Annotated in this window: 16 protein-coding genes; 3 read left to right on the top strand and 13 right to left on the bottom strand. The window is 73.3% G+C overall.

Annotated elements, in window-relative coordinates:
• The 4 genes from ABEB12_RS34955 to ABEB12_RS34940 form a co-directional block, all read right to left on the bottom strand.
• Positions 1-156: a hypothetical protein gene (locus ABEB12_RS34955; protein WP_185065090.1), complete on the bottom strand. Its 156-nt coding sequence runs from the start codon at positions 154-156 to the stop codon at positions 1-3.
• A gap of 135 nt (positions 157-291) precedes the next feature.
• Complete coding sequence (locus ABEB12_RS34950) at positions 292-3,144, bottom strand: vitamin B12-dependent ribonucleotide reductase (protein ID WP_185065089.1); 2,853 nt, start codon at positions 3,142-3,144, stop codon at positions 292-294.
• 36 nt (positions 3,145-3,180) lie between these two features.
• Entirely contained in the window at positions 3,181-3,669 is a 489-nt protein-coding gene (nrdR, locus tag ABEB12_RS34945) for a transcriptional regulator NrdR (protein WP_185065088.1), read from the bottom strand.
• Between the two features lie 120 nt (positions 3,670-3,789).
• Complete coding sequence (locus ABEB12_RS34940) at positions 3,790-4,467, bottom strand: LysM peptidoglycan-binding domain-containing protein (protein WP_185065087.1); 678 nt, start codon at positions 4,465-4,467, stop codon at positions 3,790-3,792.
• Positions 4,468-4,699: 232 nt separating this feature from the next.
• On the opposite strand from ABEB12_RS34940, the gene lexA reads away from it, so the two are divergent.
• Positions 4,700-5,446 (top strand): transcriptional repressor LexA, encoded by a 747-nt coding sequence (lexA, locus tag ABEB12_RS34935; protein ID WP_185065086.1) that lies wholly within the window; start codon positions 4,700-4,702, stop codon positions 5,444-5,446.
• Positions 5,447-5,465: 19 nt separating this feature from the next.
• Here lexA and ABEB12_RS34930 read toward each other — a convergent pair whose 3' ends face one another.
• From ABEB12_RS34930 to ABEB12_RS34910, 5 genes are all read right to left on the bottom strand, one after another.
• Positions 5,466-6,518 (bottom strand): hypothetical protein, encoded by a 1,053-nt coding sequence (locus ABEB12_RS34930; protein WP_185065085.1) that lies wholly within the window; start codon positions 6,516-6,518, stop codon positions 5,466-5,468.
• Between the two features lie 12 nt (positions 6,519-6,530).
• Entirely contained in the window at positions 6,531-8,030 is a 1,500-nt protein-coding gene (hflX, locus tag ABEB12_RS34925; RefSeq protein ID WP_185065084.1) for a GTPase HflX, read from the bottom strand.
• Between the two features lie 70 nt (positions 8,031-8,100).
• Positions 8,101-8,934, bottom strand: coding sequence for a diaminopimelate epimerase (gene dapF / locus ABEB12_RS34920; protein WP_185065083.1), 834 nt, complete (start codon positions 8,932-8,934; stop codon positions 8,101-8,103).
• Positions 8,927-9,823: a tRNA (adenosine(37)-N6)-dimethylallyltransferase MiaA gene (gene miaA / locus ABEB12_RS34915; RefSeq protein ID WP_185065082.1), complete on the bottom strand. Its 897-nt coding sequence runs from the start codon at positions 9,821-9,823 to the stop codon at positions 8,927-8,929. The genes dapF and miaA overlap by 8 nt, the downstream gene beginning before the upstream one ends.
• Positions 9,820-10,518 carry a class III extradiol ring-cleavage dioxygenase family protein gene (locus ABEB12_RS34910; RefSeq protein WP_185066111.1) on the bottom strand — a complete coding sequence of 233 codons (699 nt, stop codon included), beginning with the start codon at positions 10,516-10,518 and terminating at the stop codon, positions 9,820-9,822. Before ABEB12_RS34910 ends, miaA begins: the two co-directional genes overlap by 4 nt.
• A 768-nt stretch (positions 10,519-11,286) precedes the next feature.
• Here ABEB12_RS34910 and ABEB12_RS34905 point away from each other — a divergent pair.
• Positions 11,287-12,675 carry a DUF349 domain-containing protein gene (locus ABEB12_RS34905; RefSeq protein ID WP_185066110.1) on the top strand — a complete coding sequence of 463 codons (1,389 nt, stop codon included), beginning with the start codon at positions 11,287-11,289 and terminating at the stop codon, positions 12,673-12,675.
• Between the two features lie 461 nt (positions 12,676-13,136).
• Here ABEB12_RS34905 and ABEB12_RS34900 read toward each other — a convergent pair whose 3' ends face one another.
• On the bottom strand, positions 13,137-13,607 hold the full coding sequence (locus ABEB12_RS34900) for an Rv2732c family membrane protein (RefSeq protein ID WP_185065081.1): 471 nt from the start codon (positions 13,605-13,607) through the stop codon (positions 13,137-13,139).
• Positions 13,607-15,067, bottom strand: a complete 1,461-nt coding sequence (miaB, locus tag ABEB12_RS34895) for a tRNA (N6-isopentenyl adenosine(37)-C2)-methylthiotransferase MiaB (RefSeq protein WP_185065080.1) — start codon at positions 15,065-15,067, stop codon at positions 13,607-13,609. The genes ABEB12_RS34900 and miaB overlap by 1 nt, the downstream gene beginning before the upstream one ends.
• Positions 15,068-15,239: 172 nt before the next feature.
• Between miaB and ABEB12_RS34890 the strand changes: the two genes are divergently transcribed.
• Positions 15,240-16,208, top strand: coding sequence for a TAXI family TRAP transporter solute-binding subunit (locus tag ABEB12_RS34890; protein WP_185065079.1), 969 nt, complete (start codon positions 15,240-15,242; stop codon positions 16,206-16,208).
• Positions 16,209-16,320: 112 nt separating this feature from the next.
• Here the strand turns inward: ABEB12_RS34890 and ABEB12_RS34885 are convergent, their stop codons facing one another.
• Positions 16,321-17,763, bottom strand: coding sequence for an ATP-binding protein (locus ABEB12_RS34885; RefSeq protein WP_185065078.1), 1,443 nt, complete (start codon positions 17,761-17,763; stop codon positions 16,321-16,323).
• 9 nt (positions 17,764-17,772) lie between these two features.
• Positions 17,773-18,453, bottom strand: a complete 681-nt coding sequence (locus ABEB12_RS34880; RefSeq protein ID WP_185065077.1) for a response regulator — start codon at positions 18,451-18,453, stop codon at positions 17,773-17,775.
• Between the last annotated feature and the right edge of the window lie 111 nt (positions 18,454-18,564).

Here is an 18,564-nt window from a genome sequence, read left to right as displayed (position 1 = left end):
TCATCCGGCGCGGGCCGAGGTGACGGTCTGGTAGACGGCCTTCGCAATGATCACCAGTAGGGCGATCAGGGCCAGCCCGATCACGGCCTTGGCGACGTGCCCGAGGAGCACACAACTCAGCACCACCAGGGCCACCAGCCCGATCAACTTCCACATGCCACCAGTGAACCGGCAGGGCACCGGCGGCGGCATCGGGGAAGACCCGTATTCCGGCCCTGACCTCGCCACACCGGCGGCCACTGTCCCGTACGGGAGGGTGGCCGCCGGTGGGGAGCGGACGGCTGTGACGGGTCAGCTGCAGCCGGAGGTGGAGCCGCAGCCCTCGCAGACGTAGCAGGAACCGGCCGGCCGCATCTTGGTGCCGCAGGTCAGGCAGAGCGGCGCGTCGGCCACCTTGCCCTGGCGCAGCTCGATCAGCTCGGTCGAGCTGCCGGCGGCCAGCGGCGCCGAGGTGCTCTCCTCCGACTGGGCCTGCTCCTGGGCCGCCGGGGTGGCTTCCACCGTGCTGCGCAGGGCGTCCAGGTCGACCTCGGAGCCGTAGCTGTCGGCGACCTGCTCGGTGCGCTCGTCGGCGGAGAAGATGCCCAGCTGGGCGCGCTTCTCGTAGGGCAGGTAGTCCAGCGCCAGGCGGCGGAACAGGTAGTCCAGCACGCTGGTGGCGATCCGGATGTCCGGGTCGTCGGTCATGCCGGCCGGCTCGAAGCGCTGGTTGCAGAACTTCGAGACGTAGAACTCCAGCGGGATGCCGTACTGCAGGCCGACCGAGATGGACATGGAGAAGGCGTCCATCACGCCGGCCAGCGTGGAGCCCTGCTTGCCCAGCTTGATGAAGATCTCGCCGAGGCCGTCGTCCGGGTAGGAGCCGGCGTGCAGGTAGCCCTCGGCGCCGCCCACGGTGAACGACACGGTCTGGCTGGGCCGCTTCTTGGGCAGCCGCCGCCGCACCGGGCGGCTCTCCACCACGACCGTCTTCGGCTCCTCGGCCTCCGCCGCCTTGGGTTTGGCGTTGGAGAGCGGCTGGCCCACCTTGCAGTTGTCCCGGTAGATGGCCAGCGCCTTCAGGCCCAGCTTCCAGCCCTGCTGGTAGATCTCCTCGACGTCCTCCACGGTGGCCGACTCCGGCATGTTCACCGTCTTGGAGATCGCACCGCTGATGAACGGCTGCACGGCGGCCATCATCCGCACGTGGCCCATCGCCGGGATGGACCGCTCGCCCATCGCGCAGTCGAACACCTCGTAGTGCTCCGGCTTCAGGCTCGGCGCGTCCACCACGTGGCCCTGCTCGGCCACGTACTCCACGATCGCCTCGACCTGCTCGGTCGGGTAGCCCAGCGCGCCGAGCGCCCTCGGCACGGTCTGGTTGACGATCTGCATGGACCCGCCGCCGACCAGCTTCTTGAACTTGACCAGCGCCAGATCCGGCTCGATACCGGTGGTGTCGCAGTCCATCATCAGGCCGATGGTCCCGGTGGGCGCCAGCACGCTGGCCTGCGCGTTGCGCCAGCCGTTCTTCTCCCCGGTCTTGAGGCACTGCTGCCAGGCCTTGGTGGCCAGGCGGTGCACGCCGGTGTCCATCGGGTGCAGGGTGCGGATCGCGTCGTTGGCGGCGGCGTGCTTGCGCATCACCCGCTGGTGCGCCTCGGCGTTGCGCGCGTAGCCGTCGTAGCTGCCGACCACGCCGGCCAGCTCGGCCGACCGCCGGTAGGCGACACCGGTCATCAGGGAGCTGATCGCGGCGGCCAGTGCCCGGCCGCCCTCCGAGTCGTACGCCCGGCCGGTGGCCATCAGCAACGCACCCAGGTTGGCGTAGCCGATGCCCAGCTGGCGGAACGCGCGGGTGGTCTCGCCGATCGGCTCGGTCGGGAAGTCCGCGAAGCAGATCGAGATGTCCATCGCGGTGATCACCAGCTCGACCGACTTGGTGAACCGGACGGCGTCGAACTCGCCGTCCTCGCCGAGGAACTTGAGCAGGTTCAGCGACGCCAGGTTGCAGCTGGAGTTGTCCAGGTGCAGGTACTCGCTGCACGGGTTGGACGCGGTGATCCGGCCGGACTCCGGGCAGGTGTGCCAGTCGTTGATGGTGTCGTCGTACTGCACGCCGGGGTCCGCGCAGGCCCAGGCCGCCTCGGCGATGTCCCGGAACAGCCCGCGCGCGCTGACCTTCTCGATCACCTCACCGGTGAGGCGGGCGCGCAGCCCGAACTGGGCGTCGTCCTCCACCGCGCGCATGAACTCGTCGGAGACCCGCACGGAGTTGTTCGCGTTCTGGTACTGCACCGACGCGATGTCCGCGCCGCCCAGGTCCATGTCGAAGCCGCCGTCCCGGAGGACCCGGATCTTCTCCTCCTCGCGCAGCTTGGTCTGCACGAACTCGCCGATGTCCGGGTGGTCGACGTCCAGCACGACCATCTTGGCCGCGCGCCGGGTGGCCCCGCCGGACTTGATGGTGCCCGCGCTCGCGTCCGCACCGCGCATGAAGGAGACCGGCCCGGAGGCCGTGCCCCCCGAGGACAGCAGCTCCTTGGAGGAGCGGATGCGGGACAGGTTCAGCCCGGCGCCGGAGCCGCCCTTGAAGATCAGGCCCTCCTCGCGGTACCAGTTCAGGATCGACTCCATGGTGTCGTCCACGGAGAGGATGAAACAGGCGCTGACCTGCTGCGGGCTGGCGGTGCCGACGTTGAACCAGACCGGGGAGTTGAAGCTGAACACCTGGTGCAGCAGCATCCAGGTCAGCTCGTGCTCGAAGACCTGGGCGTCCTCGTCGGAGCCGAAGTAGCCGTGCTCGACGCCGGCCGCGACGTAGGTGGAGACCACCCGGTCGATCAGCTGGCGGAGGCTGCTCTCCCGCTGCGGGGAGCCGACGGCCCCTCGGAAGTACTTGCTGGTCACGATGTTCGTCGCGTTGACCGACCAGGACTCGGGGAACTCCACCCCGCGCTGCTCGAAGTTGATCGAGCCGTCCCGCCAGTTGGTCATCACCACGTCCCGGCGTTCCCACCGGACCTCGTCGTACGGATGCACGCCGGCGGTGGTGTGCACGCGCTCGATGCGCAGCGCGCCGCCCCGTTTGCGGGCCTTCCCCTCAGCGGTCGCCTTGTCCCCCCGCTGGCTCTGCTGGCCCTGGCGGCCCACAGCCTCGGTCATGCGTGTAGTCCCTCTCTGGCGGATCTCGCGGTACGGCTATTCGGTGTCGGACGGCTTGGATGCCCCGGGTGGCTGGCCCGCACCGGCGTCGCGCAGGTCGGCGATCTCCTTCTCGAAGTCGTCGATGCTGGAGAACGACCGGTACACACTGGCGAAGCGGAGATACGCGACCTCGTCGAGCTCACGCAGCGGGCCCAGAATCGCCAGCCCGACCTCGTGGCTCGGCACCTCGGCCGCTCCCCCCGCCCTGATGCTTTCCTCGACCCGGTGGGCCAGGTGCTGCAACGCGTCCTCGCCGACCGGCCTGCCCTGGCAGGCCCGGCGGACCCCGTTGACGACCTTGTCCCGGATGAACGGCTCGGTGACCCCACTGCGCTTCACCACGGCCAGCACCGCTTCCTCGACCGTGGTGAACCGGCGCCCGCACTCCGGGCACGAGCGACGGCGTCGAGTAGCCTTGCCGTCCTCGACGTCCCGCGAGTCAATGACCCGGGAGTCGGCGTGGTGACAGAACGGGCAACGCACCGGTGGACATCCTCCCCCACACGTCCGCGTTCGGCTGGTGGCCGAACCACATCCATGTAACCACAAGATGTAGGGGCTAGCAAAGCCGACAGACCCCATATGGCGTGGATCGTCGCGAACTCACCCGATGGGACTGAGCAACACCCGCCCGGCCTGTACGGACGGTGAGCCGAGGTCGTTCAATTCGACGATCCGCCGGACCACCGCACCCGTATCGGCGGACGGCGCGGCACGGCGAGCAACCTGTGACAGCGATTCGCCGGCCTGCACCTGGACCGAACCGACCCGGTCCGGGACCCGGGCGGCACTCACCGCGTCGGCCAGCAGGCCGAGCCCCACCACCAGCCCGGCGGCCATCAGCCCGGACAGCAGCAACACCACCCAGGACGGCCCCGGCACGGCCCGTGGCGCCTCCACCCGCGCCCGGGCCGGCCGCCGGGCGGCCACGGCCGAGGGCCGCGCGGGGCTCACCCGCCGTCCCGCCGGGTGGCGGCGCATCGCGGCCGCGCGCCGCCCGGCCGGGTGCCGGCGCACGGCGGCCGCGAGCCGGTCGCCCTCGGGCGACGCCGCCGGCACCGACGGTGCGGACGACACCGCCGACGGCGCCACCGGCCGGACCCGCCGACCCGGGCCGGACGGCAGGGGCCGGACGCTCTCCCGGCGGACCGGCACCGGCCGCACCGCTTCCCGACCGCGCCGGGCGGCCGGGGCCACCCGCTGCTCGGGCACCGCCGCCTGATCGACCGGCCGCTCGGGCCGCTCGTTCACCGCCGGCACCGTGCTCACGCTCCGGTTCATCACGCCTCCTCGACACCTCGTGGTAGAACGGACCTCGCACGACCGTTCGATCGAACGACCGTGCGACGATGTCTACCACCGGGCACCGACAAAACCGGAAAATTGGTCCCGCGTGTCGTCGAACATTTGTTTGGAGTTGTCGGACGGCCGGTCTACGGTGCCAGCAGAACGGACAGGCCGCGCCCTCCTCGCGAGGGCCGCGAAACACGGAAGGCAGGGAGGTTCGGCCGACATGACACGCGGATCGACCGAAGACGAGGTGACCACCGGGTCGCGGGCGGAAGTACGCTCGTTCCCCGATCCGCCGAGCGCCGACCCGGCGGGGCTGACCCCGAGGCAGCGCAAGGTGCTCGAGGTCATCCGGGACTGGGTGGAACGGTTCGGCTACCCGCCGAGCGTGCGGGAGATCGGCGACGCGGTCGGGCTGCAGTCCACCTCGTCGGTGCACCACCAGCTGCGCGCGCTGGAGCGGAAGGGCTTCCTGCGCCGCGACCCGAACCGCACCCGCGCGGTCGACGTGCGCGGCCCGGACGAGCTGGGCGCGATCGCCGCCCGGGGCGACGACGACCCGGGCGTCGCCGAGGAGCTGCGCGCGCACCGGCCTTCACCGGCGTTCATCCCGGTGGTCGGCCGGATCGCGGCCGGCGGGCCGATCCTGGCCGAGGAGGCCATCTCGGACGTCTTCCCGATGCCCCGGGAGATCGTCGGTGAAGGCACGTTGTTCCTGCTCACGGTGAGTGGTGACTCGATGATCGAGGCCGCGATCACCGACGGGGACTGGGTGGTGGTGCGCCAGCAGGCGGTCGCGGAGAACGGCGACATCGTGGCCGCGATGATCGACGGCGAGGCCACCGTGAAGACGTTCAAGCGCCGCGACGGGCACATCTGGCTGATGCCGGCCAACCCGGCCTACGACCCGATCCCCGGGGACGAGGCCACGGTGCTGGGCCGGGTGGTGGCGGTGTTGCGCCGGCTCTGAGGTCCGCGTCGTCCTGAGGTCAGCCGGCTCGCCGCCAGCTCAGCCAGCCGGCGGTGCCGAAGCCGAGCACGGCGACCACCGCGAGGGTCCGGCCCAGCCAGTTGGGCCTGTCCGAGGGGTCGGTGGGCGCCGCGTCGGGGGCCGGCTCCGCGTCCGGGTCCGTCCGCGCCAGGACCACGGCACCCGGCACCACCCGCAAACCGGCGGGTGCGCCGTCCCGGGCCTCGGTGCCCGAGAGCAGCGCCCCGGACCCGTCGAACGCGACCGCTTCCCCCTGCGGCTCGCCCGGCAGCGGCACCCGTACCGGCTCACGCCCCAACGCGGCCACCAGGTCGCCGTCCGGCGCGTGGAACAGCCACGCGTCGGTGTAGGTGCGCAGCGCGGCCACGGTACCGTCCGCGCTGGTCGCGCCCCCGGTCACGGTGCGCGCGCCGATGCCGCCGATCGGCCCGCCCCTGGTCGTCGAGGAAGGCAGGCTCACCTCGCCGACCCGTTCCATCGCCACCGGCGCGCCCCCGGTGAGCGCGCGCGCCGGGCGGTACACGCCGGCCGGGGCCACCGGCTCCTTGGTGATGATCAGTGGCCGGCCGTCCCGGGCGAGCAGCACCGCCTCGGCATCGTGCGGTCCGTCCGGGTAGCGGAGCCGGTGCACCACCGCCGGGCCGCGCCCACGCAGCGCGATCAACGCCACCGTGGAGCGCGAGCGTTGGTTGTCCCCGGTGTCGGCCAGCCAGAACGTCCCGTCCGGTGAGCGGGCCAGGTCCTCCACGTCGTACGGGTTCACCGGTGAGCTGAGCACGTTGCGCACCGCGCAGTCCGGCCCCAGCTCGTACACCCGGACCTGGGAGCCGCCGTCGGAGATCGCCCAACGCCGCTGCCCGCCGTCGGTGGCCAGCCCGGACAGCTCGGACAGCCGCTTGTCCGAGACGGTGCACTGGCGCTTCGGCTCGGCCGGGCCGCCGCCCTGTTCGGGTTCGGCGCCCGCCGGCAGCGCCATGAACAGCGCGGCCAGCACCACCGATCCACCGAGCGCGGCGCCCCGGGCCGTCGTCCGGTGCGCGCGGGTGAGCACCGCGCCCGTGGCTCAGCCCGCCGCGCCGCGCCGGCCGTCCCCGGCCACCGGGACATCCACGTCCCGGTCCGAGCCCCGGGGCTCCTCCTGGTTCTCATCCAGGTCCGCGTCCACCCGGTACTCGGCCAGCGACGCGGCCAGCTCCGGACCGACCCGGGCCCGCAGCCAGGTGCCGTCCGGCCGGTGCTCCTCGGCGAGCACCCCACCGTGCTCGTGCACCCGGGCGGCCAGTGCGCCCGCCGTGTAGGGCAGCAGCACTTCCAGCCGGTGGTCCGGGCGGGGCAGCCGGTCGGCGATCAGCTCGCGCAGCCGGTCCATCCCGGCGCCGGTGTGTGCGGAGACGAACACCGCGTCCGGCACCTGGTGGCGCATCCGGGCCAGCTGCAGGTCACCGGCGGCGTCCACCTTGTTCACCACCAGCAGCTCCGGCGGCATCGGCTCACCCGGGCGGCCGCCGATCTCGGCCAGCACCTCGCGGACCGCCTTGATCTGCTCCTCCGGCATCGGGTCGGACCCGTCCACCACGTGCACCAGCAGGTCGGCCGCCGACACCTCCTCCAGGGTGGACCGGAACGCCTCGACCAGCTGGTGCGGCAGGTGCCGGACGAATCCGACGGTGTCGGTGAGCGTGTAGGTGCGGCCGTCCGGGGTCTCGTGCCGCCGGGTGGTCGGGTCCAGGGTGGCGAACAGCGCGTCCTCCACCAGCACGCCCGCGCCGGTGATCGCGTTCAGCAGGCTGGACTTGCCGGCGTTGGTGTAGCCGGCGATGGCCACGGCGGGCACCTCGTTGCGCCGGCGGGCGCCGCGCTTGGTGTCCCGCACGGTGCGCATGGCGGCGATCTCCCGGCGCAGCTTGGCCATCCGGCGGTGGATCCGCCGGCGGTCCAGCTCGATCTTCGTCTCACCGGGACCGCGGCCACCGATACCGACACCGCCGGCCGCCCGGCCACCGACCTGCCGGGACAGCGCCTCACCCCAGCCGCGCAGGCGCGGCAGCAGGTAGGACAGCTGGGCCAGCTCGACCTGCGCCTTGCCCTCCTTGGACCGGGCGTGCTGGGCGAAGATGTCCAGGATCAGCGCGGTCCGGTCGATGACCTTGACCTTCAGCTTCTCCTCCAGCTGGCGCAGCTGGCCCGGGGAGAGCTCGCCGTCGCAGATCACCGTGTCCGCGCCGCTGGCCAGCACGGCGTCCCGCAGCTCGTCCACCTTCCCGGCGCCGACGTAGGTCGCCGGGTCCGGCCGCTGCCGGCGCTGCACCAGGCCCTCCAGCACCGCCGAACCCGCCGTCTCGGCCAGCCGGGCCAGCTCGGCCAGCGAGGCGTTGGCCTGCTCGGCGGTGCCGTCGGTCCACACGCCGACCAGCACCACCCGCTCCAGGCGCAGCTGCCGGTACTCGACCTCGGTGACGTCGGCCAGCTCGGTGGACAGGCCCACCACCCGACGCAGGGAGGACCGCTCCTCCAGCTCCAGGTCACCGGCGGAGGGCTCGAAAAACTCGTTAGCTTCGGTCAATTTCGTCTTTCCACACGTCGGGACACACCATCAGCCATGGTCCCACGCCCCGCACCCGTTTTCCGGCGGGTCAGTGCGCTCGCCACCAGTCCGGGTCCAGCTCACCGGCCGCGACCAGCACCGCGGGGCCGGTGAGGGTGGCCGTCCGGTCGGCCGAGAGCGCCACCCGGACCCGGCCGCCGGGCAGCCGTACCTCCAGCTCACCGGCGTCCCGGCCGGCGGCGAGCAGCGCGGCGGCGGTGGCGGCGACCGTGCCGGTGCCACAGGACCGGGTCTCCCCCACGCCGCGCTCGTACACCCGCATCCGGACGGTGTCCGCGTCCAGGACGTTCACCAGCTCGACGTTGACCCCGTGCGGGAACACCCCGGGGTCGAACTCCGGCGCGTCGCGCAGGTCCAGCCCGTCCACGGCGACACCGGTGACACACGCCAGGTGCGGGTTGCCGACGTCCACGGCGAGCCCCTCGAACCGCCGGCCGCCGAGCGAGGCCCAGCTGGCCGGCCCGGTACGCACCTCACCCATGGCCACGGTGATCTCGCCGTCGGGACGCAGCCACACCGGCTTCGGGCCGCCCCGGGTGCCGACGACCAGCTCCTCACCGGTGACCAGGCCGGCCTCGACCAGGTAGCGGGCGAACACCCGAACGCCGTTGCCGCACATCTCGGCCACCGAACCGTCGGCGTTGCGGTAGTCCATGAACCACTCGGTGTCCGGCCGGCCGGCCGCGGCCCCGCGCACCACGCGCAGCACGCCGTCGGCGCCCAGCCCCCGGTGCCGGTCGCACAGCGCGCGCACCCGCGACTCGGTCAGCTCCAGGGCACCGTCCGGGTCGGGCAGCAGCACGAAGTCGTTCTCGGTGCCGTGCCCCTTGCGGAACCCGATGCCCGCCTCCGGATCAGCCACGTACCAACTCTAGCGCCGCGCGCAGCGGCACCCCGGACGCGTCCAACCAGCGGATCCTCGGGTCCCGGCGGAACCACGCGCGCTGCCGGCGGACCAGCCGGCGGGTGGCCCGCGCGGTGTCCTCGGCCGCCTCGCCCAGGTCGTAGCGGCCGTCCAGCGCGGCGACCACCTGCTGGTAACCGACCGCGCGGGACGCGGTGCGCCCATCCCGCAGGCCCCGGTCCAGCAGCCCGCGCACCTCGTCCACCAGGCCGGCCTCGAACATCCGGGTGACCCGCTCGCCGATCCGCCGGTCCAGCGTGTCGGTGTCCAGGTCCAGGCCGAGCAGGACCGCGCCGTAGCGTGGTTCGCCCAGCTCGGGCAGCTGGGCGCTGAACGGCTGGCCGGTGATCTCCATGACCTCCAGCGCGCGCACGATCCGCCGGCCGTTGCTGGGCAGCACGGCCAACGCGGCCGCCGGGTCCCGCTCGGCCAGCCTGCGGTGCAGCGCCGCCGGGCCCGCCTCGGCCAGCTCGGCCTCCAACCGGCCCCGGACCTCGGCGTCGGTGCCGGGGAAGGTCATCTCGTCCAGCACCGCGCGCAGGTAGAGCGCCGAGCCGCCGACCAGCACCGCCACCCGGCCGGCCGCGCGCAACCGTTCGATCACCGCCCGCGCGTCCCGCTGGAAGGCGGCGACCGAGGCGGTCTCGGTCACCTCCAGCACGTCCAGCAGGTGGTGCGGCACCCCCTGCCGCTCGTCCACGGCCAGCTTCGCGGTGCCGATGTCCATGCCCCGGTACAGCTGCATGGCGTCCGCGTTCACCACCTCGCCGCCCAGCTCGCGGGCCAGCGCGACACCCAGGTCGGACTTGCCGGTGGCCGTCGGCCCCAGCACGGCAACGACGTTCACAGCCACCACACCGCCACGTGGTAGGCCACCCCGTAGGGCGCCGCCGAGTACAGCCGCTCGCCGTGCCACTCACCGCCGAGCGCCAGCGTCGCGCCGGCCAGCACCTGCCACGGCGCCCGGCCGGCCGCGCCCAGCTCGGTGGCCAGGCGGACATCCAGCGCGAGCAGGGCGTGCGGGTCGGCGGCGGCCAGCGCGTCCGCCACCCGGTCGTCGAACGGGCCGGCCCGCCGGTCCAGGTAACCCGGCGCCTTCTGGGTATGCGTGATCGCGCCGTCGCCGACCACCAGCAGCCCGGCCGAACCGGCCCCTCCGGCCAGGTCGGCACCGATCGCGCGGCACTCCTCGGCGGACAGGTCGGGCGGCACCAGTTCGGCGGCGGCCACCACGTGCTCGGCCACCTCGCCGCGCAGCCAGCCGGCGATCAGCAGCGGCAGCGGCAGGTCCGGTTTCACCGGCGCGCCCGGCGCAAGCGCGACCGGCACGTCCACCCCGTAACCCACAAAGGTGCCGCCGACCGGTTGAACCAGCGTTCGGCGGCCTCCGGGATCGGCGGCCACCACGATCCACCGGTCCGCCGCGTCGGCCAACCGGCTCGCCGCCCGCAGGCACGCGGACCGCAGCTCCGCCGTCTCCGCCGCCCGGCCGGCCACCAACTGGGGTACCAACAACGGAGGTGAAGGCACCACCGCCACCATGTCGACCACGGGCGGTCAGCCTAATCGGCCACCCGTTCGGTGGGTCGCGAACGGCCGGCTCGGCTCTCCGTAACCACCGCTGACTGCCCAGATCGGTCAGATTTTGTTTCCGTCCGGGCGTCGAACTGTTTGAATCGCGGACGGGTCGCGCGCAACGGCGGCCCTACGCGCAGGCTCCGCGACGCGGAGCGCCCGGCCCAACCAAGGCCGGGCCGGAACCACAGGAGGCCGACGGTGGGGCAGCAAGAGAGGACCTGGACCGACGTAGCGAGGCACGCGACGACGGGAGCCGCCGAGACCGAGGAAGTCTCCGAGCCCCGCTCGTCGCACCAGCCGGACACGAATCCGGAGCAGGCGGCACCAGCACCCGCCCCCCGGCCGGGCCCGCCGGAGGCACGCCCGGTGCCCCGGCCCGGCCAGCCGCCCGTCCCCGCGCCGCCCCCGGCCCGGCCGGCACCGCCGCCGAACCCGGCGGCCCGCCCGATGCCGCCGGCTCCCCGGCCGACATCTGACGGACCCCCCACCCCCGGCCCGAAACTCGGAGCCGACCCCGGCCCGGAAACCCACGACGCACCCCGCCCGAAGCCGGACGCACCCGCCGCACCCGGACCGAAGCCGGAAGCCCACGCCACACCCGGCCCCAGGCCGGAAGCACCCGCCGCCGGTCCCAAGCCGGAAGCACCCGCCGCACCCGGACCCAAGCCAGAAGCACCCGCCGCACCCGGGCCCAAGCCGGAAGCCCACGCCGCACCCGGCCCCAGGCCGGACATGGCCACCCCGCCCCGGCCGCAACCAGAGAGACCAGCCGCCCCGAGGCCGTCCGCCCACGACGCGCCCCGGCCGGTCGCGCCGGAGCCGCGCGGAGTGCCCACGACCCCGGCGGCGGTCGCTCCGGTCGCGGTGGCCCCGAGCACGCCGGCGATCGTGCACCCGGTGCCACCGGCCAGCGCCGAGCCGGAGCGCTGGGGCCGCGTCGACGACGACGGCACCGTCTACCTGCGCACCGAGGACGGCGAGCGGGTCGTCGGCAGCTGGCAGGCCGGCGCCCCGGCGGAAGGCCTGGCACACTTCGCCCGCCGGTTCGACGACCTGCGCACCGAGGTGGAGCTGCTGACGTCCCGGCTGGCCACCGGCGGCGGCGACCCGAAGCACACCCTGGCCAGCGCCCGGCACCTGCGGGAGGGCCTGGCCGAGGCCGCCGTGGTCGGTGACGTGACCGGGCTGGCCAGCCACCTGGACTCGCTGGTGGAGACCGCGCGGCAGGCGGTCGAGGGCGCCCGCGAGGCGCGCGAGGCCAACCGGACGCAGGCCATCGCCCGCAAGGAGGCGCTGGTCACCGAGGCCGAGCAGCTGGCCGGCGAGACCACCCAGTGGAAGCACGCCGGCGACCGGCTCAAGTCGATGCTGGACGAGTGGCGGGGCATCCGGGGCATCGACCGCAAGACCGACGAGCAGCTGTGGAAGCGGTTCTCCCGCGCCCGGGACTCGTTCAACCGCCGCCGGGGCTCACACTTCGCCGAACTGGACCGACAGCGCGCCGCCGCCAAGACCCGCAAGGAAGAGCTGGTCAGCCTGGCGGAGAGCCTGACCGAGTCGACCGACTGGGGCGCCACGGCGGCCCGGTACAAGCAGCTGATGGCGGACTGGAAGGCGGCCGGCCGGGCACCCAAGGACGCCGACGACGCGCTCTGGCAGAAGTTCCGGGCGGCTCAGGAGACGTTCTTCAGCCACCGGTCCGCCGTGTTCTCCGAGCGGGACGCGGAGTTCGCGGCGAACGCCGCGCGCAAGGAGGAGCTGCTGGCCGAGGCGGCGAAGATCGACACCAGCAAGCCGGAGCAGGCCCGCGCCGCGCTGCGTTCCATCCAGGAGCGCTGGGAGGGCGCCGGCAAGGTCCCCCGGGAGCGGATCCGCGAGCTGGAGGACCGGCTGCGCGCGGTCGAGGAGCGCATCCGTCAGGGGCTGGACCGGCAGTGGCGCCGCTCGGACCCGGAGGCGGACGCGCGGGTGGCGCAGTTCCGCGAGCGGGTGCAGCAGTTCGAGGCGCAGGCCGCGAAGGCCCGCGCCGCCGGCGACGACCGGCGCGCCAAGCAGGCCGAGAGCCAGGCCGAGCAGTGGCGGGAGTGGCTGGCCACCGCCGAGAAGGCGGTCCAGCGCTAGAACCAAGACAGTTCGGTCAAGGGGCCGCGTCGGCCGTCTCCGGCCCGCCGGTTTGGCGGAAGTCGGGTTCGAAAGATGGCCCGGACGGCGGCGCGGTGGCCACCCGGCCGCGGTTCGCGATTCCGGCCGCCGACCTCGTTACGGAGCGTAACCGGCTTGGGGCTGGGTTCGGTCGTCCAGCTCACCGAAGTCGACACCAGTCTGGTTTTTTTCAAGATCGAACCAGGATGGTGTCGCACTCGACGAGCACCCGCGGTGGAGTCGTCCGCGCAGGCTCCGCGTTCGGCAACGCTGCGTTACGAAGGCTGCGGCGCACCGGCCGCTCGTCGTGGGCGGGCGGCGAGCGAAAGGCACCGGGCGGAACCCGAGCCGCGGCAGCCCGACAACGCGCAGATCCTGGCACGCCGGCGTTGACGACAGGTCCGGACCGCTAACTGAACGGCATTGCGCGCCAGCAGGCGTCAGCCGTTGGCCCGGCCGCCGGGGCGGGACCAGGCGATGCGCACCCAGGCGCCGGTGATGACCACCATGGCCAGCACCGCGAGCACCAGCCCGATGCCCGGGCCGGGCGAGCCGGCCGGCGCGGTCTGCCGCGACCAGATCGCCCACAGTCCGTGCACCACGGAGAACCCGCCGCCGAGCGCGCACACCCAGCCGATCGCCCACAGGCGGCTCATCAGGCCGGCGGTCGACCCGATGACCCCGAACACCGCCGAGGTGATCACGAACAGCCGGGGCAACAGGCCGAGCTGGCCGGCCCCAGTGAGCACGCCCCAGCCGCTGACCGAGCCGGTCCACGGCAGGGCATAGGCGCCCAACAACACCAGCACGCCGACCGAGACGGCCATCGCGGTCGCCCCCGGGTCCACCCGGGGCCAGGAGCGGAACCCGGACAGCTCGCGGTCCAGGCGGTCCAGCGAATCGGAGTTCATCACGCGCCTCCCCGTGCGGGTGTCAACGGCCGGCCGATCGCCGGCAGGCCCAGCCCGGTGACGGTGGCCGGGGTGCTGGGCCGGCTGCCTTGTTCGTGCAGGTCACCGGCGCGGGTGCGGCGGTGGTCGAGCGGTTCGCCGTCCGCCACCAGGTGGTGCGGCGCGGCGTAGGTGATCTCGGTGCGCACCACGTCGCCCGGCCGCACCTGGGCGGACCCGGGGGCGAAGTGCACCAGCCGGCCGTCCCGGGCGCGCCCGCTCATCCGCCGGGTCGCGCCGTCCTTGCGGCCCTCCCCCTGCGCCACCAGGACCTCGACGGGCCGGCCGACCAGCTCGCGGTTCAGCTCCCAGGAGATCTCCTCCTGCAGCGCGACCAGCCGCTGATAGCGCTCGCTCACCACGTCCTTCGGCACCTGGTCGCCCATCTCGGCGGCCGGCGTGCCGGGGCGCGGCGAGTACTGGAAGGTGAAGGCGCTGGCGAACCGGGCGGCGCGGACGACGTCCAGGGTCGCCTGGAAGTCCTCCTCGGTCTCCCCCGGGAAGCCCACGATGATGTCGGTGCTGATCGCCGCGTGCGGGATGGCCGCCCGGACCTCGTCCAGGATGGCCAGGTACCGGCCGGACCGGTAGGAGCGGCGCATCGCCTTCAGCATCGCGTCCGAGCCGGACTGCAGCGGCATGTGCAGCTGCGGGCAGACCACCGGGGTCTCGGCCATCGCGGTGATCACGTCGCTGGTGAAGTCGCGGGGGTGCGGCGAGGTGAACCGCACCCGCTCCAGCCCGTCGATCTCCCCGCAGGCCCGCAACAGCTTGGAGAACGCGGCGCGGTCGCCGAACTCGACGCCGTAGGAGTTCACGTTCTGGCCCAGCAGGGTCACCTCGAGCACGCCCTCGGCGGCCAGCGCCGACACCTCGGCGAGCACCTCGCCGGGCCGCCGGTCCACCTCGCGCCCGCGCAGCGACGGCACGATGCAGAAGGTGCAGCTGTTGTTGCAGCCCACCGAGATGGAGACCCAGGCCGCGTAGGCCGACTCCCGCCGCGCCGGCAGGTTCGACGGGAAGACCTCCAGCGACTCCTTGATCTCCACCTGCGCCTCGGCGTTGTGCCGGGCGCGCTCCAGCAGCGCGGGCAGCGAACCCAGGTTGTGGGTACCGAAAACCACGTCCACCCAGGGCGCCCGGCGCACGATCTCCGCGCGGTCCTTCTGGGCCAGGCAGCCGCCCACGGCGATCTGCATGCCCGGGTGCGCGTCCTTGACCGGCCGCAGGTGCCCGAGGTTGCCGTACAGCCGGTTGTCCGCGTTCTCCCGCACGGCACAGGTGTTGAACACGACCACGTCGGCCTGGCCGCCGTCCTCGGCCGCTTGGTAGCCGGCCGCCTCGAGCATGCCGGCCAGCCGCTCGGAGTCGTGCGCGTTCATCTGACACCCGTAGGTTCGGATGGCGTAGCTGCGGGTCACGCTGACTGCTCCTGGATCGGGGACGAGCGCCGGTTGATCGGCGGATTCGCGCTACCCCCAGGGTATGCCCCGGTCCGCGACGGCGTCGCCGACACCCGTCCGTAACGTTCCGATACCGCACGGATATGGCTCGGATATGGCACAGCCGCCGTCACAAGGGGAAGATGCCCGGGTGCAATCCGTCACAGGCCGGCCGTCGCGGCGCTCGTTGCTGCGCGCCGGTGTGGCCGGGGCGGTGGGGGCCGCGTTCGGAACGGGTTGCTCGGCCCGGTTCGCCGACGTGGAGCTGCGGGTGGGCGCCGGGTTCTCCCAGGGCGTCTACTATGCGCTGGCCGGGGCGCTGGCGGACGCCTGGCAGATCCGGCTCGGGCTGCGCAAGCGGCCGGTGGTCCGGCAGACCGCCGGTTCGGTGGAGAACCTGCAGCTGCTGGCCAGCGGCCAGGTCGACGTGGTCTTCGCGACCGCCGACGTCACGGACAACGCCCTGGGCACCCCCAGCCCGCCCGGCCGGGCGCCCCGCGCCCTGGGCCGCATCTACGACGACGCGCTGCAGGTGGTGGTGCCGGCCGAGTTGCCGGTCACCAGGCTGGCCGACCTGCGCGAGCACCGGGTGTCCATCGGCGCCTCCGACTCGGGGGTGATCGTCGCGGCGAAACGCCTGCTGGAAGTGGCCGGCGTGGACGTGCAGCGCGACCTGCGGGCCACCATGCTGGGCCTGGACGCCTCGGTGGCCGCGATGAAGGCCGGCCAGATCGACGCGTTCTTCTGGTCCGGCGGGCTGCCCACCGGGGGCCTCACCGCGCTGGCCGAGGTCCGGCCGATCCGGCTGCTGGACCTGGGGCCGGTGGTGACCGCGCTGCACCAGCGCTACCCGGTCTACGACGCCGGCGTCGCACCGGCGACCACGTACCGCATCCCGTCCCCGACCACGATCGTGCTGGTGCGGAACTTCCTGCTGGTGGCGTCCGAGATGCCGGACGACATGGCGGACGAGATGGTGGCCGCGATCTTCGCGGAACGGGACCGCCTGGTGCGCGCCAACCCGGCCGCCCGGGCCATCGACCCCCGCGCGGCGATCAGCACCCAGCCGATCCCCCTGCACCCCGGCGCCGAGCGCTACTACCGCGCCGCCAAGGACTAGTGCCCCGCGTCCGCTGGTCTTCCGTGGCCTGGGCGCGGCGGCGACGCCCCCATTGGTAACTCCTGACGGATGAGACGTCGCCGGCGCTCGGACCGACCGGCCAAACAGTTTGTTACAGCGCCTCGAGCATCGCGGTGTCCCCGTTGGGCGACGCGGCGGCGGGCAACCGCACGACCACCCGCAGGCCACCACCCTCGGGCAGCTCCAGCTGCAGGTCGCCCGCGCAGCGCCGGGCGTGCGCCTGCGCGATCGCCAGGCCCAGCCCGGTTCCGTCCACGTTGTGCTGGTTGGGGCTGCGCCAGAACCGGTCGGTGGCCCGCTCCAGCTCGTTGGCCGGCATGCCCGGCCCGTGGTCGCACACCGTGAGCACCACGTACGGATCGTCCACCAGCCGCTGGTCCAGGTCGATGCGCACGGTGATCTCGGTGCCGGCCGGGCTGAACTTGATCGCGTTGTCCAGCAGCGGGTCCAGCACGTTGTCCATCGCCCCGGCCGGGGCATAGGTGGAGAGCCCGGTAATGCCCTCCTTGCACAGCCGCACGCCGCCGTCCTCGGCGAGCACCTGCCAGGTCTCGAAGCTCTTGGCCACGGCCGCGTCCAGGTCGACCAGGTGCAGGTCGGTCGGCGAGCCCTCCGCCTTGGCCAGCTCGAGCAGCTCGAACAGCACCCGCTCCAGCCGGTCCAGCTCCTCCATCGCCGCGCCGTACTCCTCGCCGGGGGCGTTCATCCCGCCGGGCCCTCCCACACCCCCACCGGCCAGGTTCACCATCCGGGAGCGCAGCGCCTGCAGGAAGTTGCGCAGCTGGTGGGAGGCGTCCGCGACGAACGCGCGCTGGGTCGCCAGCACCCGGCTCACCTCGGCGGTCATCTGGTCGAAGGTGCGGGTCAGCCGGCGCAGCTCGGGCGGCCCGACGATCTCGCCGACCGGTTCCACCGGCCGCCCGGACAGCGCCGCGCTGGCCACCTGCACCATCGCGGTGTCCAGCCGCTGCACCGGTCGCATGATCCACCGCACCACGGGCAGCGCCCCCAACGCGGCCAGCCCGAGCGCGATCACCGCCCCGACCAGCACGACCAGCCACTCGACCAGCAGGTTCTCCCGGGTGGCACCGGTTGGCGAGACGGTCACCACGGCGCCGCGCACGTCCCCGTCCACCACGACCGGCTCGGCCAGCAGCATCGGATCGCTCTGCCACGGCCACACCGTCGGATAGGGCTCGGAGCGCCGGCCGGCCAGCGCGGCCCCGACCCGGTCCGGGTCGGGCAGCCCGTCCAGCGGCCGGGACCCGGTGAGCACGATCGGGCCGCGTACCACCAGCGCCACGGTGATGTCGTGCACCTCGTCGTAGCGCCGGATGTCCTGGGTGAACGAGCTCAGGTCGTTCTCCACCAGCGGCCGCTGGGCCAGTGAGGCGAACCGCACGGTGTCGATCAGCCGGTCCTGGAAGAGGCGCTGCGTCGCGGCGCGCGCACCGGTCACCGCCAGCGGGACCCCGAGCCCCACCAGCACCGTCGCGACCAACACCATCACGGTGACCAGCAACCGCCTGCGCACGCCGGCCCCCTACGTGCCCTGCGCCGGCTGGCCCAATCGGTAACCCACCCCGCGCACCGTCTGCACCAGCTCGGGCCGCCCCAGCTTGGTGCGCAGGGTGGCCACGTGCACGTCCAGGGTGCGGTTCGCGCCCGGCCAGCTGCGGCCCCACACCTCGGCAACGATCCGGTTGCGGGTGCACACCGCGCCGCCCGCCGTGGCCAGCAGCGCGAGCACCTGGAACTCCTTGCGGGACAGGGTGACCGACTCGCCGTCCACTACCACGGTGTGCCGGGCCAGGTCCACCGACACCCCGTCGACCTCGATCACCTCGGGCAGGCCGGCGCCGGGAAGCGCCGCCCGGCGGCGCCGGTACACCGCCTCCACCCTGGCCACCAGCTCGCCCACGTCGTACGGCTTGACCAGGTAGTCGTCCGCGCCGGAGTGCAGGCCCAGGATGCGGTCGTCCACCTCGCCCCGCGCCGAGACGATGATGATCGGCAGGTCGCTGGTCTCCCGGATGGTGCGGCACACGTCGACGCCGTCGATGTCGGGAAGGCCGAGGTCGAGCAGCACGACGTCCGCGTCGGCAAGGTGCGCCACGACGTCGCGTCCTCCGGCCAGACGCTTTAAGCTCATGCCGTGTCGACGCAACGCCGGCGCAAGCGCGGCGGCCACCCGGTCATCGTCTTCGACCAGCAAAATCCGCAATGTTCTACCCGCCCCGCCGGCTGGGGCCGGCTTTCCGTCCCCCGCGTGTCGCTCCCTGTAATAGATCACTGTGCGTCGTCGACTAGTCACGTGACCCAGTTGAGACCCTAA

It is taken from the genome of Actinospineispora eucalypti (assembly GCF_039543365.1).
GTDB classification, from domain to species: Bacteria; Actinomycetota; Actinomycetes; order Mycobacteriales; family Pseudonocardiaceae; genus Pseudonocardia; species Pseudonocardia eucalypti.
This window is presented reverse-complemented; position numbering and strand designations above follow the sequence as displayed.

Bases quoted from the DNA above. Each gene is read 5' to 3' on its own strand.
- ABEB12_RS34955 (WP_185065090.1), bottom strand. From the start codon at position 156: ATGTGGAAGTTGATCGGGCTGGTGGCCCTGGTGGTGCTGAGTTGTGTG.
- ABEB12_RS34910 (WP_185066111.1), bottom strand. From the start codon at position 10,518: ATGGTGGCGGTGGTGCCTTCACCTCCGTTGTTGGTACCCCAGTTGGTG.
- lexA (WP_185065086.1), top strand. From the start codon at position 4,700: ATGACACGCGGATCGACCGAAGACGAGGTGACCACCGGGTCGCGGGCG.
- ABEB12_RS34905 (WP_185066110.1), top strand. From the start codon at position 11,287: ATGGCCACCCCGCCCCGGCCGCAACCAGAGAGACCAGCCGCCCCGAGG.
- ABEB12_RS34950 (WP_185065089.1), bottom strand. From the start codon at position 3,144: ATGACCGAGGCTGTGGGCCGCCAGGGCCAGCAGAGCCAGCGGGGGGAC.
- ABEB12_RS34940 (WP_185065087.1), bottom strand. From the start codon at position 4,467: ATGAACCGGAGCGTGAGCACGGTGCCGGCGGTGAACGAGCGGCCCGAG.
- ABEB12_RS34900 (WP_185065081.1), bottom strand. From the start codon at position 13,607: ATGAACTCCGATTCGCTGGACCGCCTGGACCGCGAGCTGTCCGGGTTC.